A 13,367-nucleotide genomic window follows, 5' to 3' on the forward strand; every position below is an offset into this window, starting at 1 on the left:
GATCAGCCCGCTGCCTTGGCGTTCGGGTCCATGTAGATCAGCTCCCAGATGTGTCCGTCGATATCTTCGAAGCCGTGCCCGTACATGAAGCCGTAGTCCTGCGGCGCGCGCGGCACCGTGCCGCCAGCGGCGAGCGCCTTCGCGACCAGCGCATCCACCTCTCCCCGGCTCTCGCACGACAGGCCCACCAACGCCTCGGTGCTTTCCTTCGGATTGCAAAGCGACTTGCGCGTGAAGGATTTGAACAGGTCCTTGACCAGCAGCATCGCGAAGAGGTTCTCGCCGAGGACCAGACACGCGGCCTGCTCGTTGGTGAATTGCGGCTCGAAGCTGAAACCGATCGTGCTGAAGAATTCCTTCGACCGCTCGAGATTGTCGACGGCAAGATTGACGTAGATCTGCTTATGCATGATGAAATCCATTGATCCAGTTGTGGGCTCGCTGGGGCAGCGCCTTGCGTCGCCGTGTGCCGCCCAGGCAGCGATCCAGCGTGTTCAGCTCGCCTCGGCAAGCGTTTTCAGATTGCTCAGGCCGTCTTCGAAATCCTTGCCAACCATCTTGTCCATGCTGACGAACACCTGCATCAGCTTCGACAGAAACGGCGCAGGCCCATGCATCGCCCACGTGACTCGCGTTGCGCCCGCCTCCGGCTTCAACTCGAATTCGGCAATGTTATGCGCTTCGAACGGCTTGAGGAAATCGAGGTTCAGCGTCACGCTCGACGGCGCCGTCGTATCCACGATCTCCATCTGCCCCACGCCAATCTTTTCGCTTTGCCATGCATAACGCGCGCCCTTGCCGCTCGACGTGCCGCTATAGGTGCCTTGCGTCGCGGGATCTTTGCGCAGGAATGGATTCCAGCGATTGAATTGATGCATGTCGTCGATCAACGCGTAGATCCGCTCAGGCGGCGCCTCAATACGCACGCTGCGTTCAATGCGAAAGTTGTCGGGCCGCGTCGCCGCATAGATGAGCAGCAGGGCTACCGCCGCAACGACGGTAATCAGAATGGTTTTGAGCATGACGAGTCCTTTCGATGTAGCCGGATCGACGCCTCGTTCGGCAATCGGATCGGCGTCAGGATCAATGTTTGGCCGCGTCCAGCTTATGGAAACGGTCCAGTTCCGGGCTCGGCGCGAAGTCCTCGAGTTCGTACAGTTGCCGCACTTCGATTTCGCCTTCGGCCTGCTCGCCGAACGGTGCCGGAAACCGCCGCGCCCATTCCACGGCTTCTTCGCGGGAGCGAACCTGAATCAGCGTGTAGCCGGCGATCAGTTCCCTGGTTTCCGCGAACGGACCGTCGAGCACCGTGCGCTTGCCGCCGCTGTAGTGGATGCGCCAGCCTTTCGAACTCGGTTGCAAGCCGGTTGCGTCGAGTAGCACGCCGGCCTTGGCCAGTTCTTCGTGATAGCTGCCCATCGCAGCCATGAGGGCATCGTCCGGCGGGCCGCCGGCTTCGCTGACGGCAGTCGCCTTCACTATGATCATGAATCGCATCGCGATCGCTCCTTGGGGGGTGTGGCAGGCGGCGAGCCGTTCTTTGATTGCTGGCTCCTTACTCACACGACGAGCGATACGCGACCGGATCGACATATTTGTTGCTGGTCTAGGGAAAACCCTAGGCAAATAGTCCCGACGGGGCGGACCCGCTTATAGGAAACACGGACCGAGCTTGCGGACTTCGACGGTGCACCACGAGGCCGCCGGACAGGCTTGCGCGATCGCCACCGCTTCTTCCCGGGTTTCACAATCGAGCAGATAGAAGCCACCGATCATTTCCTTGGCTTCGGCGAACGGGCCGTCGAGCAGTTTCGGCTGTCCGTCGCGCACCTGCACGCGCACGGCGTCACTGGAGGAGGTCAGCGCTTCGGCTGCGACCAGCTTGCCGCGCTCCTTGAGGTCGGCGGCGAAACGCAGCATCTGGTCGTAGACCTCGCGCCCGGCCTGTTCGCCGCGTTCGATGCGCTGATTCGGGGGTTCGACGATAAGCAGCATATAAGACATGACGTCTCCGATTTATCGCGCCGTGGACGTGAACGCCAGGCGGGCGTACGACGGCAAAAACGCGCTTACAGCTAGGTAGCGAAAGGCAGTCTAGCAAGCGCGGGGGACTCCAGCAAACCCGTTTCACCGCCCCGGCGCCGAAGGCGCGCGGGCCCCTACGGACACTCGTAATACAAGCGTGGCATGTGGATTGCTGCTCCGCTTGTATCGACACACATCCGAGGTGACATCATGGGAAATCGATCTGGTCTGGGCATCGTCGCCATGTTATTGACTTTACTGACCTTCACAGCCGGGTGCACGCTTGGCGGTGCGGCGGCGGGTGGCGTGATCGGCAACGAGGCCACCAATCACAGCGCGGTCGGTACCGTCGGCGGCGCGGTAGCCGGCGGGATTATTGGACACGAGTTGGGCAAGTAACCGAAGCGTTGAACTGCTTCCAGACACAAGACCGCCGCTTAAAAGTATTCTCCGAGCGCGCTAAAGCTCGTCATGAATTTGCCGTTTATCGATTAATCGCAGTGGATAATCCGGATTCAATCCGGCGATACTGCGCGGCTGACTGAGCCAGGCGCATGGCATAGTCTGCCGGCATAACAAGCGATTCATATAAACAGAGCATCGGGGAAATTCATGCATCGATCGTTAGCGCGCACCGGCGTCGCGGCCGCCGTGGCCTTTGCCTTGATCCAGCTGAGCGGTTGCGGCGGCGGCGGTTCCGGCTCGACATCATCGAGCACGCCAGCAGTCACGGCCACCTCGGTGAGCGGCACCGTCGCCACCGGCACCGCCGTCGTGGGCGCGACCGTTACGCTGACCGACGCGACCGGCGCTCAGGCCACGGCAACCACTAACACCCAGGGCGCCTACACGATCTCGGTGAAGGGTATGACCGCGCCGTTCCTGATCGTCGCCACGGATGCCACCGGCGTCTCCGGTCCGCTCGTTTCCGTGCTCGCCAGGCTGCCAAGCGGCACGGCGCCGGCTGTCGTCAACGTCACGACGCTGACCACCGCGATTGCCGCCATGCTGACGGCCTTCGGCAACCCGATCGACCTCGCATCCACCACCGCACTGCCCAAGGTGACCCTGCCGTCCGTGCAGATCGCCACCATCACGCTCGACACGATGCTGGCGAAAATCCTCGCGCAGAACGGCATCCAGACGGCGGGCTTCGATCCCATCGGCATGGCCTTTACGCCGGACCACACCGGCGCCGATGCGGTGATCGACACGGTGTCGCTGGTGTCGGCTGCCAACGGTGGCTTGTTGCTGGTGTCGAATGCTGCGCCGGGCGCGACCGTCGTGCTGAACAATCAGACTGCCCAGTCGGTTACGCTGGCAGCGCCCTCAGCGGCGGCGAATTATCTGGAGCCGCTTGCGTCCCTGCTGACTGCCTGCGCGGCGAGCGGCACGCTCAACACGTCATGCTCGCCGGCAGTCGACGCCACGTTCCTCGAAAACGGTTCATCCGATCTGGCCGTCGGCCACGGTCTGACCGATGCGAGCTTGAGTGGCGCCGTGTTCGGTTCGCCAAAGACGCTTGCGTTCTTCACGCGCAACGGCAAGCAGTTTGCGCTCGTGCAGTTGCCGGTCACACTGGCGAGTGGCGCAGCAGCGGGCGTGCTCTACACCATCGCGCAACAGTTGCCCACACCCGTCACGCTCGCCAACGGCACGCAGCTCGGCTGGGACTTGATCGGCAGTCAGTCGCAATTCGCTGTATCGATCATGTCGCAAATCCAGCGCCGCACCTTCCTCGATACGAAGCTGAACGACGTGAACCGCTACGAGTCGGGTCTCACGATTGCGATTCCGACCGTGTCGAATCCGACGGTATATTCAGCTTCCGTCACGGGACCCGGACTCGCTGCGCCGGTCTGGCTAATGCAGCGAAATGCGCTCGGCAGCAGCACGCTGGGGCTGTCCGATCTGACAATGAGCGCGGCACCGGTCTCGCCCGCTACCACCAGTAGCAACACATCGCTGTATCGCTGGTCATGGCAATCGCTGTCGTCGACCGCGAACTTCACGCCGACGGCTTCGAGCGGCTATTACTCGGCGCAGTCGATCGACGCGAGCACCGTGCCGCTCTACGCGACCTACACCGTGACGTTCTACGACAAAACCGGCGCACAGCTCGGCCAATCGTCGATCATCAATCCGGGCAGCCCGTTGAACGCGGCGGCGGGCAGCACGGTCGCGTGGCCGACGCTGCTGCCGGACTTCGCGACGCAATTCCTGACACCGGGCGGCTCGCTGGCGAGCGCGCAATACGCGATGAGCGTGACGTGGTCGAGCCTCATGAACGGACAGAATCTCGCGTATCCGGTGACGTCTGTGCAGATTCAGGCCTACCCCGGAACGGCCATCGGCTCAACGACGGAAGTGGACGGGTTCTCGACCGGCGCACCGAACAACACCACGTTTGGTCAGTATCAAACGACGGTCTATGCCGGGGTCAATTCCCTGGGCGTGCAGACTTGCACGAACTGTCCGTTCCCGGCGTTGACAGCGGGTGGTTCGCGGCTCGTGCAGTTGAGTGGTGGGCGCAATGGGACCGCGTACTTCGATATTACGAAGTACAACGACTAGATTGGAGCAAGCCAGAATAGCTGCGCTATACTCGCTCCATGAATACGAACCCGACCTCGCTGAATCTGCATCGTTGGTGGCACGCCTGACCTGAGCGGCCCGATTCTCTTCGTACATCGAAAACGTGATGCCGCCAGTCCTGGCGGCATTTTTTGTTTCTGCATGCCGACGACTGGTGGTGTTGCAAACACGGATAATTGACCATGTCGCACGCAACCGAATCTGAAAAGCAACCCGTCATCCTCACCGGTGACCGCACCACCGGCCCGCTTCACCTGGGCCACTACATCGGCTCGTTGCGCTCGCGCGTGCAACTCCAGCACGAAGCGCAGCAATTCCTCCTGCTTGCCGATGCGCAGGCCATGACCGACAACGTCGGCCGGCACCAGAAAGTCACTGAAAACGTCATCGAGGTGGCGCTCGACTACCTCGCGGTCGGCATCGACCCGGCGAAATCGACCATCTTTATCCAGTCGCAGGTGCCGGAGCTGGCGGAACTGTCGCAGTATCTGCTCAACCTTGTGACGGTCGCGCGCCTCGAACGCAATCCGACCATCAAGGCGGAAATCGTGCTTCGCGGTTTCGAGCGGGATATCCCCGCCGGCTTCCTGACGTATCCGGTCAGTCAGGCCGCCGACATCACTGCGTTCAAGGCGACCCGCGTACCTGTTGGTGACGACCAGTTGCCGATGATTGAACAAACCAATGAACTGGTGCGCCGTTTCAACAACACGGTCGACAGGCAGGTGCTGGTGGAATGCGAAGCGGTGCTCTCGCACGTGGCGCGGCTGCCGGGCATCGATGGCAAAGCCAAGATGAGCAAGTCACTGGGTAACGCGATTACGCTGGGCGCGAGCCCGGACGAAATCACCAAGGCCGTGAACAACATGTACACCGACCCCAACCATCTCCGCGTCAACGACCCAGGCCAGGTCGAAGGCAACGTTGTGTTCGCGTTCCTCGACGCGTTCGAGCCGGACGTACCGACGGTGGACGAACTCAAAGCGCACTACCGCCGTGGCGGTCTTGGCGACAGCGTGGTCAAGCGTGCGCTGAACGAACGTCTGCAGGCGATGCTCGCACCCATTCGGGAGCGCCGCCGCGAGTTCGAAACTGACCGCGCGGAGGTGCTGAATGTCTTGCGTCGCGGGACCCTGCGCGCGCGGGAAGTAGCAGGTGCGACGGTATCGGAGGTGAAAGGTGCGCTCGGTTTGAACTACTTTGAGAATTGAGTGGCCGACAGTCGTCGGCTCTCATCCTTCGATGTGTTGCCAAGGTGACTCTTTGTCGCTTTGTACGAAACGCGCGAGCCGCCTCTGCACTTCCAGCATTGCGCTGATGGGAGCGTGCTCCAGTTGCCAGTCATGTAGTGCAAGTATGCCCGCCCAGACTGAGGCATACGAATACACCGGTGCGTACACGCATATGACTCAGGACCGGGGTGACCACCTGTCCAAAATCCGGATGGAGGGATGGGAGTCACGGGCGAAGCGCTTCACGGCTGTCGGTGGCGTACGAAACATCGACGCTGGCAAGTGGTTCGAACTTCAGGGCCATCCCGAACATGACCGGGACGCCGAACAGCAGCGGCAGTTCGCGGTTATCGAGGCTCGCTGGTATATCGAGAACAATCTGCCGGTCTCGGCAACTGCAGATTTGCCGCATAGCCTCAAGGCAGAACTCGCGCAGGTGCGCACAGCGCACGCAGGCGCCGCGGCCGCGTTCGCTGTGTCCCATGTCGACGGGAGCGAAGGTTTTTATCTCGTTGAGGTCGAAACTCAGCGTCGAACGGTTCCGTTCCGCAGCCCGTTCGAGCACGTCAAACCGTTGATGAACCTGCAGACGGCTACCGTCGCGGGACCGGCCAATGCCGAGGTCTACACGGATGAGCTGAATCGCATCAAGCTGCATTTCCACTGGGACCGCTTAAACGGTGGAAATGAAACGGCGTCCTGTTGGGTCCGTGTCGCCTACTCCGACACGGGTGGTTCCTATGGTGGTGTTCACGTACCGAGAGTCGGTGAAGAGGAAGTGCAGAAAAAGTAGCAGGCTGGAGCAATCCAGCGACAGTACTGGTGGACACTTACCTCACACGAATTAGCGACGGAAACGATGAATCAGTACGACATGAAGGACGACATCACGCGGCGCAAAGTTTTCTGGTTGCTGCAGAGGCTAACAAGCTTCACCCTTTGGCAGACAAAGCGTGAGGCCTTTGCTGTGTTTGCAGCGGCATATGAAACTGCAGTGAAGACCTGGCCCGCCACTCAGCCGGAGCAGATGCCGGCGGACAACCTGGCGACCATTTATGAGGTTCTGGGCCTTTATGACAAAGGCTTGATTGAACTCGCACGTGGGTACCGGTTTATCTGGAGGGACGGGGAACCATTCAATCGTGCACTCGACAGATATGACCATCTAACGAAGAACTTCTACACGGATTGGGCCTGTTGGGACCGGGGCGCACAGGTAGCACCCTACCCAGCCAAGGTCGACGTGCTCGCAAAATTGATGCGTGCTTCCGAATTTCAGATGGAGCATGCTCCCTTGGAAATCGCGCAGTCCAATGACGACCTTGCCCAACTGCGTTCCGCAGCGCTCCTCCTCGACGTCGACCGATATAGATATCAGTTTTATGAGTTGAGCTACCCGAACTTTCCTGAAACGCTCCCCGAATTGCCGAAGGCACCCGGCCCGATTATATTTTCTGGCCAGGAGGTATCTTGCGACGGTATCTGGGAGCCAGTTATCGTCGAGCAAAGCAAAATGCTTGGAGTTCTTCCCATCGGTGCCAAAACATTCTCAAACAATGGCTGCTTCAACTATCTCGTTGCGAAGACAACTGCTCCAAATCTGAAAGGCTTCGATGCGACCACTTCCCGAGCCACAGTCGACGGCACCGCCTGGCGCCTTTTGTGGGAGGACACGCGATATGAAGACGGGGTCGTTCCGGACGAGTCACAATACTTCCTGGACGCAAGGCCCGAAGAAGCGACCGCCGAACTGGCTGATGCTCCAGATCTCAAGACGGGAGACATCTGTCCAGTTTCCGGAGTGTGGCGGGCGGAAAAATACGACGATTCGTCTATTCAAATAGCTGCAGGAGCGGTGATGCCAGACCTGATGGTCACGGATAACCTGGGTGAGAAGAAAATGCATTGGGTGACCTGGCACCTGGTCAAGAGAACGTGACAATATCCTGGTGGTTTTCTCGAAGCTTCGCTCCTGACGCCGCGCATCGCGGCCGCACCTATGCGACGTGTGTCCACGAGGCCATCTTGCCAGAGAAACGGACTAGCCAACTACAAATCCTTTGCGCATCTGTGTTGTTCTCATAGGCTTTTAGGTTGTTCTCATAGGCTTTTAGGATTTGCGCAAAGAAACGTCGTATCCCATTTCGGTGCTGACTCTGCTATTCGTTTATTCGGTAGAGTCGGCCTCGGCCCACGCCTTGAAACAATTCAGCCGTGCGCGTGTCTGTCTCTGATACCAGAGGCCGGCAATCGGTTCCATCACCCAGCGAAGCCAAATCGGCGACGTCCTGAAGTTGTATGTGAACGTTACACGGCAGTGCATGGGAGATATCTGCCGGAATTTCCATCCCCCGCTGAAGCGGGCCAGCAGACGTGGTCCTTCAATCATCGAGACCGCCGCCACGTGCGGTGGCTGGAACGACACATAGCGCGACACCATAACCAGGCCACCGGCACTTTCGATGTATTCCTCGACACCGACCGCAGGCACCGCCGCCCCATTGAGTAATTCAGAGCGAGATGCAAACGGGTCCCACTCTCGTCGGCGGGAGTAGTCCTGAGAGAGCGCGAAGAGCCAATCGGCGCTTCCTGACACCACTGTGCTGACGGAAAATTTCATTGCAAAAGCGACCGGGCCTGTTCAAGAAGCGCGTGCGACGCCAGAAATTCGTTACGCCCCGCCATGGTAAGCGCGGCCTGCGCAGTAAGAGCGAACAGCTCGTCATTCGACACCACGACCGCCTCCAAACCGAAACCAACCTGGTCGTATCGGCGAAAGAACGCGAGCATTTCGAACGCATCGAACCGGCGGTCCTGCGGACCGGCCTTGGCCAGAAGCTCGGCGGCGGCGGCCAGTTGTCGAGTGGCCACAAGAAAATCAGAGGGCGCCATGACATCAACCTCCTTATAAATCGTCGTCGCCGAATGTTTCTGGAGTTTAGCGCAGGTCTTTGACAGCGCCAGAGACGCGGAGCGCGGGCGCTAAAGGCATGCGGTTCGGCCGGTTGACGATGCTCGATGCTCGCGCACGACAGGCGGTCGAAGTCTCATATTGGTAGTTAACATATGTTGTTGATAATTTTTATGTGGCAACATATGTATCAGGCGGGGCGTCGATTCGATCTATAGTTCTGCTGAAACCGATAGGAGATTGTCATGAAATACGCGTCGCTACTGGCTCTCGCAGCTTTTGCGATTTTTTCGCAAGCCGTCCCGGCCCAGGATGCACAACCGACCTTGGCGAAGGTTCAGAGCGTGAACCTGATTGCAATCGGTCACAGGGAGACGTCTGTGCCGTTCTCCTATGTCGATGCCAATAACCAGGTCATCGGGTTCTCGCAAGACTTGTGCAACAAGATTATCGACGCGGTCAAGGCAAAGACGGGACACCCAGACCTACGCGTCCGCTTCATACCTGTCACCTCGCAAAACCGGATTCCGCTGGTTCAGAACGGAACCGTCGACCTTGAGTGCGGCGTCACCACCAACCTGACTTCACGGCAAAATCAGGTCACGTTTTCCGATACGTTCTTTGTTGCCACGACACGACTGCTGACGCGCAAAGACTCCGGAATCGAGGATTTCTCCGACCTTGCCGGAAAAACCGTGGTGACCAATCAGGGCACAACGTCTGAACGCCTCCTCAGGAAAATGAACGAGGAGAAGAAGATGAACATGCAGATCATTAGCGCGAAAGACTACGGTGAAGGCCGTGTCACGCTCGAAACGGGACGCGCCGTCGCCTACATGATGGACGACGTTCTGCTTGCCGGTGCACGTTCGCTGACCGCCCAGCCGGCCGACTGGGTTATCGTGGGGACGCCTCAATCCTCGGAAGCGTACGGTTTCATGCTTCGCAAGAATGACCCCGAGTTCAAAAAGCTGGTTGACGACGCAATGACTGCCGCGATGAAGAGCGGCGAGATCAAAACCATGTACGACAAGTGGTTTATGAAGCCGGTGCCGCCGAAAAACATCAACTTCGATTTCCCGATGAGTGACGCGATGCACAAGCTCTATGCGTCACCGAACGACAAGGCTTTCGATTAAGGAAATGAACGCTGAAATAGCAAAACGCCCCATGCGGGGCGTTTTCGTTTCAGCGTGCTCGCGTAGATTTGCGCGTTCTCGGCCTAAAAAACAGACGTGGGTTTTAAACCACCGCTTCGACGATCGCTTTCGTGTGGGCAGATCTCATCAGTCCCTCGATCATCTTCGCTTCCGCGCTCGCGATCTCGCTCAACGACGCGACGGACAGTTGCCCGTCCAGAATCGCCAGCCCTGTGCAAAGGCGGGCGTATTCGCTGTCATCGAGAATCCAGGCGCCGTCGTGATGCTCACGCGCGTCGAGCTGCACCATCGCCGCATGAGCGCTTTCGATATCGGCAATAACGTCTTCGCCAAGACCAAGACGCGCCAACTCCTGCGACACCAGCAGATGCCGGCTCAGGGTCAGGTGCAAATCCCGCGAGCCCTGGCCGCGCCGGAATGCATCGAGGGCGGTGTAGCACTGCAGGAGCATGGCTGCGGTGACCGGCTCGTGGGCGGTACGGCTAAAGGTCAGCGCCCGCAATAGCGGGGACATGGCCGGCTGGGTGTGCTTGCGGACTCGCGATTTACTGGACATATCGATTCAACCTCCTTCGCTAACTCTCGGCTTTGCCGCCGAATGCTGTGCTCTCCGGTGGCAAACGCCGCCGATGTGCCGGCGGCTTGACAGGCCCCTAACGTGAGTCTGTATAACCATCATGGCAAGCAACTATTAAGACAGACTTAAACAAACCAAAATCTCGATTGCGTGGCATCTCGCCATGCCCGAGCAGATTTTCCGCTACGGTGCACCCGACATGCAACGCTGCCATATAAGTTCGGACCGGCTAAATACAAGTCGCATTGGCCGCACTAACGAAAAAAAACCCCGTTCCCGCGAGGGAACAGGGTCAGACAGGATGGAAGAGCCGTACAGGCGCGTGGATGCTTGCCGGCCTTATAACCATCACAAACTAATAAAGCTGTTGCTACCTGAACTGCTACTGCGTTACAGCTCGGCCCCTCGTATTCAACCTCACCTCGCTGCAACCCCCTGCTGATTCGCGCGCATAGTTGCTTTGATTGCGCGCTGCTGCATTGCTTCGACTTCCTACTGCTTTACTGCCCTGCCACGTCAGACAACCGCGGCAAACTGCCATCAACGGTACGGTTCAAAACAACGCGGGGGAAGACCGCGTCGATGGGCGCGGTGACTTGTCGCTCCATGGAAAACAGTTTATGTGAGCACGCCCGAGTGCAATTGCGCGAAAGGAGGGGAATTGGCAGGCTAGTTCGCTGAATCGGCGCAGCGGGGCGATTTCGTCAGATGTGAGCCAGAAAAAAGACGCGTACGGCGACACATCATCCGGCCCGATTACTCCAACTGCCAGCACCCGCGCGTGCGTCGGGCGATGAAGTTGAGCGGCCGGTACATAGGGGCGTGGGAAGCGTGGTAAAAAAACGCTGCAGGCGCGACAATTCACGACCATTCTTACTAGCCACCCGCACACTGGAAACGTTACCAGCATGTCTGCTCAAGAACCTTCGCTCACCCTGCGTCCGGCGCTAGCGGCGGACGAGCCCTTTCTGTTCGACTTGCGCAAGGCCACCATGACGGAGCACCTGACGCGTGCCGGCGAACCCGCTGACGATGCCGGACATCGCGCGCGTCTGCTGCACCGTTACGACGCGGCACAGGTGATTTGCATCGACGGTGCGCCAGCCGGTTTGCTGAAAGCGCATCGTACCGAGAGCGAATGGGTCGTCGTGCAATTGCAGATCGCGCCGGCGCATCAAGGGCGCGGTATCGGCGCGGGGGCGCTGCGGACGGTCTTGCTGGCCGCACAGGGCGACGCGTTGCCAGTTTCGCTCAAGGTGCTCAAAGGCAATCCCGCAAGGCGCCTGTACGAACGCCTCGGCTTCGAGATCGTCGGCGAAGATGAAATACAGTTCCACATGAGACGCGCGCCGAGCGCGTCGGCGGAAACTCAAGCAGAATGAGTGTCTGATAACCGCTTATACAGAGCGACACGCAATGGACCCTGTTATGACCTTTCGCGACACCTCGGCGATCGAAAGCTGGCACGCTCACGTTTATTTCGATTCAGGCAGCCGCGACGCCGCGTGGTCCTTTCGCGAGCAAATCGAGGCGCACTGGAACGGCAAGCTGCAAATGGGCCGCTTTCACGAGCGCCCCGTCGGGCCGCATCCGATGTGGTCGTATCAGCTCGCATTCACGCAGGAGCAGTTCGCCGAACTGGTCGGCTGGCTCACGCTGAATCACGACGCACTCGATATTTTTCTGCATCCGAATACCGGCGATGCCTTGCGCGACCACCGTGATGCAGCGGTGTGGATCGGTCACTCGCACGAGCTGGTGCTGAGCGCCTTGAACTGACCCATACCGGCGCGCGGCCGCGTGCCCGGTCAGATATTCGAATACGAACTACACCAGCCGCGCGCGGCGACCTGCTTGTCGCCGAACAGCGTGCAGCCGCCGTAGGCGTCGGTGGTCTTACCCTGGAACAGCGAGCAGTTGCCGCAGGTTTGTCCGGCGGCGTAGTCGGGGAATTTCGCCTTGTCGACCCTGGATGCGTCCTCTGTGTAGCCAACGGCTTGCGCCTTCGGATCGGCTTCGCTCAGTTTGTTTGCGGTGTCGTCGGCGAACGCGACGCGAGACAGCAGGAGCGATGAGCTCACACCCACGCTCAGCATCAGGAAATTGCGGCGCGAAGTTTTCATGGTGGTCCGATGGGGAGAAGTGACGCTCGTCAATCGAGAAACTGCGTGAACCGTTCAACTGGTTCCCGGTTGGTCCGCAGCGTATTGACCTGTGCGTTTTCGTCGGCAAAACCGAGCGACATGCCGCACACCAGTTGCTCCTCGGCCGGCAGTCCGAGATGCTCGGCAATCACCCGATGAAACGGCGTGAACGCAGCCTGCGGACAGGTGTCGAGGCCACGGCCGCGCGCCGCCGTCATGATCGCTTGCAGGAACATGCCGTAGTCGAGCCAGCTGCCGCGCTCCATCACCCGTTCGATCGTGAAGAACAAGCCGACCGGTGCGCCGAAGAACCGGTAGTTCTGCGCATGCTGTTCGTGCATGCGCGCCTTGTCGCCTTTCTGGATGCCCAACAGGCCGTACAGATCCCAGCCGATCTTGCGGCGGCGGTCGATATAGGGCGACACCCATTCATGCGGGTAGTAGCGATATTCTTCCTGATACAGCGCGTCGCGCTGAGGATCGTCATACGCTGCGACCAAAGCCTGCGACAGGCGCGCCAGCGACTCACCCGTCACCACGTACACTTTCCACGGCTGGGTATTGGTGCCGGAGGGCGCCCGGCTGGCGGCTTCGAGAATCGCTTCGATATCGGTGCGCGCAACCGGCGTGGGCAGAAAGGCGCGGATCGAACGCCGCGACATCAGTGCGGCGTCGACTTGGTTGGCAGGTGTGGTCATCAGCGGAATCCCGGCAGGGCCAACA

16 protein-coding genes and 1 pseudogene are annotated in these 13,367 nt (G+C 59.6%); 8 read left to right on the forward strand and 9 right to left on the reverse strand.

Annotated elements, in window-relative coordinates:
* Window positions 1–2: 2 nt before the first annotated feature.
* The 4 genes from PQR40_RS34465 to PQR40_RS34480 all read right to left on the reverse strand — a co-directional run bounded on the left by PQR40_RS34465 (window position 3) and on the right by PQR40_RS34480 (window position 2,004).
* Complete coding sequence (locus PQR40_RS34465) at window positions 3–410, reverse strand: VOC family protein (protein ID WP_408233963.1); 408 nt, start codon at window positions 408–410, stop codon at window positions 3–5.
* An 84-nt stretch (window positions 411–494) separates the two neighbouring features.
* Window positions 495–1,022 carry an SRPBCC family protein gene (locus PQR40_RS34470; RefSeq protein WP_408388385.1) on the reverse strand — a complete coding sequence of 176 codons (528 nt, stop codon included), beginning with the start codon at window positions 1,020–1,022 and terminating at the stop codon, window positions 495–497.
* Window positions 1,023–1,083: 61 nt separating this feature from the next.
* The gene (locus PQR40_RS34475; protein ID WP_408337837.1) at window positions 1,084–1,497 is read right to left on the reverse strand and encodes a YciI family protein; all 414 of its coding nucleotides are present in this window, start codon (window positions 1,495–1,497) and stop codon (window positions 1,084–1,086) included.
* 153 nt (window positions 1,498–1,650) lie between these two features.
* On the reverse strand, window positions 1,651–2,004 hold the full coding sequence (locus tag PQR40_RS34480) for a YciI family protein (RefSeq protein WP_408233954.1): 354 nt from the start codon (window positions 2,002–2,004) through the stop codon (window positions 1,651–1,653).
* Between the two features lie 264 nt (window positions 2,005–2,268).
* On the opposite strand from PQR40_RS34480, the gene PQR40_RS34485 reads away from it, so the two are divergent.
* The 5 genes and pseudogenes from PQR40_RS34485 to PQR40_RS34505 all read left to right on the forward strand — a co-directional run bounded on the left by PQR40_RS34485 (window position 2,269) and on the right by PQR40_RS34505 (window position 7,791).
* Window positions 2,269–2,424, forward strand: coding sequence for a glycine zipper 2TM domain-containing protein (locus PQR40_RS34485; protein WP_408234139.1), 156 nt, complete (start codon window positions 2,269–2,271; stop codon window positions 2,422–2,424).
* A gap of 213 nt (window positions 2,425–2,637) precedes the next feature.
* Window positions 2,638–4,599 carry a hypothetical protein gene (locus tag PQR40_RS34490; protein ID WP_408510813.1) on the forward strand — a complete coding sequence of 654 codons (1,962 nt, stop codon included), beginning with the start codon at window positions 2,638–2,640 and terminating at the stop codon, window positions 4,597–4,599.
* Window positions 4,600–4,802: 203 nt separating this feature from the next.
* The gene (gene trpS / locus PQR40_RS34495) at window positions 4,803–5,831 is read left to right on the forward strand and encodes a tryptophan--tRNA ligase (RefSeq protein ID WP_408510814.1); all 1,029 of its coding nucleotides are present in this window, start codon (window positions 4,803–4,805) and stop codon (window positions 5,829–5,831) included.
* Window positions 5,832–5,976: 145 nt separating this feature from the next.
* A pseudogene (locus PQR40_RS34500) lies at window positions 5,977–6,627 on the forward strand (contractile injection system protein, VgrG/Pvc8 family); the annotation flags it as partial.
* A gap of 84 nt (window positions 6,628–6,711) precedes the next feature.
* Window positions 6,712–7,791, forward strand: coding sequence for an Imm72 family immunity protein (locus PQR40_RS34505; RefSeq protein WP_408233945.1), 1,080 nt, complete (start codon window positions 6,712–6,714; stop codon window positions 7,789–7,791).
* Window positions 7,792–8,019: 228 nt separating this feature from the next.
* Here the strand turns inward: PQR40_RS34505 and PQR40_RS34510 are convergent, their stop codons facing one another.
* Together PQR40_RS34510 and PQR40_RS34515 are read right to left on the reverse strand one after the other, a co-directional pair.
* Window positions 8,020–8,472 carry a type II toxin-antitoxin system RatA family toxin gene (locus PQR40_RS34510; protein ID WP_408510815.1) on the reverse strand — a complete coding sequence of 151 codons (453 nt, stop codon included), beginning with the start codon at window positions 8,470–8,472 and terminating at the stop codon, window positions 8,020–8,022.
* A complete protein-coding gene (locus PQR40_RS34515; RefSeq protein WP_408510816.1) occupies window positions 8,469–8,744 on the reverse strand; it encodes a hypothetical protein in 276 nt (91 codons plus the stop codon). The genes PQR40_RS34510 and PQR40_RS34515 overlap by 4 nt, the downstream gene beginning before the upstream one ends.
* 264 nt (window positions 8,745–9,008) lie before the next feature.
* Between PQR40_RS34515 and PQR40_RS34520 the strand changes: the two genes are divergently transcribed.
* A complete protein-coding gene (locus tag PQR40_RS34520; protein WP_408510817.1) occupies window positions 9,009–9,902 on the forward strand; it encodes a glutamate/aspartate ABC transporter substrate-binding protein in 894 nt (297 codons plus the stop codon).
* Between the two features lie 103 nt (window positions 9,903–10,005).
* Here PQR40_RS34520 and PQR40_RS34525 read toward each other — a convergent pair whose 3' ends face one another.
* Window positions 10,006–10,479 carry a hypothetical protein gene (locus tag PQR40_RS34525; RefSeq protein ID WP_408510818.1) on the reverse strand — a complete coding sequence of 158 codons (474 nt, stop codon included), beginning with the start codon at window positions 10,477–10,479 and terminating at the stop codon, window positions 10,006–10,008.
* 929 nt (window positions 10,480–11,408) lie between these two features.
* On the opposite strand from PQR40_RS34525, the gene PQR40_RS34530 reads away from it, so the two are divergent.
* A complete protein-coding gene (locus PQR40_RS34530; protein ID WP_408510819.1) occupies window positions 11,409–11,882 on the forward strand; it encodes a GNAT family N-acetyltransferase in 474 nt (157 codons plus the stop codon).
* Window positions 11,883–11,928: 46 nt separating this feature from the next.
* Window positions 11,929–12,279, forward strand: a complete 351-nt coding sequence (locus tag PQR40_RS34535) for a DOPA 4,5-dioxygenase family protein (RefSeq protein WP_408510820.1) — start codon at window positions 11,929–11,931, stop codon at window positions 12,277–12,279.
* A 29-nt stretch (window positions 12,280–12,308) separates the two neighbouring features.
* On the opposite strand, the gene PQR40_RS34540 is transcribed toward PQR40_RS34535, so the two are convergent.
* Window positions 12,309–12,623: a high-potential iron-sulfur protein gene (locus tag PQR40_RS34540; protein WP_408233926.1), complete on the reverse strand. Its 315-nt coding sequence runs from the start codon at window positions 12,621–12,623 to the stop codon at window positions 12,309–12,311.
* A 29-nt stretch (window positions 12,624–12,652) separates the two neighbouring features.
* Window positions 12,653–13,342, reverse strand: a complete 690-nt coding sequence (locus PQR40_RS34545) for a nitroreductase (RefSeq protein WP_408510821.1) — start codon at window positions 13,340–13,342, stop codon at window positions 12,653–12,655.
* Window positions 13,343–13,367 lie beyond the last annotated feature (25 nt).

Source organism: Paraburkholderia sediminicola, from assembly GCF_046026855.1.
In the GTDB taxonomy this organism is placed as follows: Bacteria; Pseudomonadota; Gammaproteobacteria; order Burkholderiales; family Burkholderiaceae; genus Paraburkholderia; species Paraburkholderia sediminicola_A.

Excerpts from the sequence above, each read along its gene's own strand:
- PQR40_RS34505 (WP_408233945.1), top strand. The coding sequence starts at position 6,712 with ATGAATCAGTACGACATGAAGGACGACATCACGCGGCGCAAAGTTTTC.
- PQR40_RS34480 (WP_408233954.1), bottom strand. The coding sequence starts at position 2,004 with ATGTCTTATATGCTGCTTATCGTCGAACCCCCGAATCAGCGCATCGAA.
- PQR40_RS34530 (WP_408510819.1), top strand. The coding sequence starts at position 11,409 with ATGTCTGCTCAAGAACCTTCGCTCACCCTGCGTCCGGCGCTAGCGGCG.
- trpS (WP_408510814.1), top strand. The coding sequence starts at position 4,803 with ATGTCGCACGCAACCGAATCTGAAAAGCAACCCGTCATCCTCACCGGT.
- PQR40_RS34470 (WP_408388385.1), bottom strand. The coding sequence starts at position 1,022 with ATGCTCAAAACCATTCTGATTACCGTCGTTGCGGCGGTAGCCCTGCTG.
- PQR40_RS34545 (WP_408510821.1), bottom strand. The coding sequence starts at position 13,342 with ATGACCACACCTGCCAACCAAGTCGACGCCGCACTGATGTCGCGGCGT.
- PQR40_RS34535 (WP_408510820.1), top strand. The coding sequence starts at position 11,929 with ATGACCTTTCGCGACACCTCGGCGATCGAAAGCTGGCACGCTCACGTT.
- PQR40_RS34475 (WP_408337837.1), bottom strand. The coding sequence starts at position 1,497 with ATGCGATTCATGATCATAGTGAAGGCGACTGCCGTCAGCGAAGCCGGC.
- PQR40_RS34520 (WP_408510817.1), top strand. The coding sequence starts at position 9,009 with ATGAAATACGCGTCGCTACTGGCTCTCGCAGCTTTTGCGATTTTTTCG.
- PQR40_RS34540 (WP_408233926.1), bottom strand. The coding sequence starts at position 12,623 with ATGAAAACTTCGCGCCGCAATTTCCTGATGCTGAGCGTGGGTGTGAGC.
- PQR40_RS34490 (WP_408510813.1), top strand. The coding sequence starts at position 2,638 with ATGCATCGATCGTTAGCGCGCACCGGCGTCGCGGCCGCCGTGGCCTTT.
- PQR40_RS34485 (WP_408234139.1), top strand. The coding sequence starts at position 2,269 with ATGTTATTGACTTTACTGACCTTCACAGCCGGGTGCACGCTTGGCGGT.
- PQR40_RS34515 (WP_408510816.1), bottom strand. The coding sequence starts at position 8,744 with ATGGCGCCCTCTGATTTTCTTGTGGCCACTCGACAACTGGCCGCCGCC.
- PQR40_RS34465 (WP_408233963.1), bottom strand. The coding sequence starts at position 410 with ATGCATAAGCAGATCTACGTCAATCTTGCCGTCGACAATCTCGAGCGG.
- PQR40_RS34525 (WP_408510818.1), bottom strand. The coding sequence starts at position 10,479 with ATGTCCAGTAAATCGCGAGTCCGCAAGCACACCCAGCCGGCCATGTCC.
- PQR40_RS34510 (WP_408510815.1), bottom strand. The coding sequence starts at position 8,472 with ATGAAATTTTCCGTCAGCACAGTGGTGTCAGGAAGCGCCGATTGGCTC.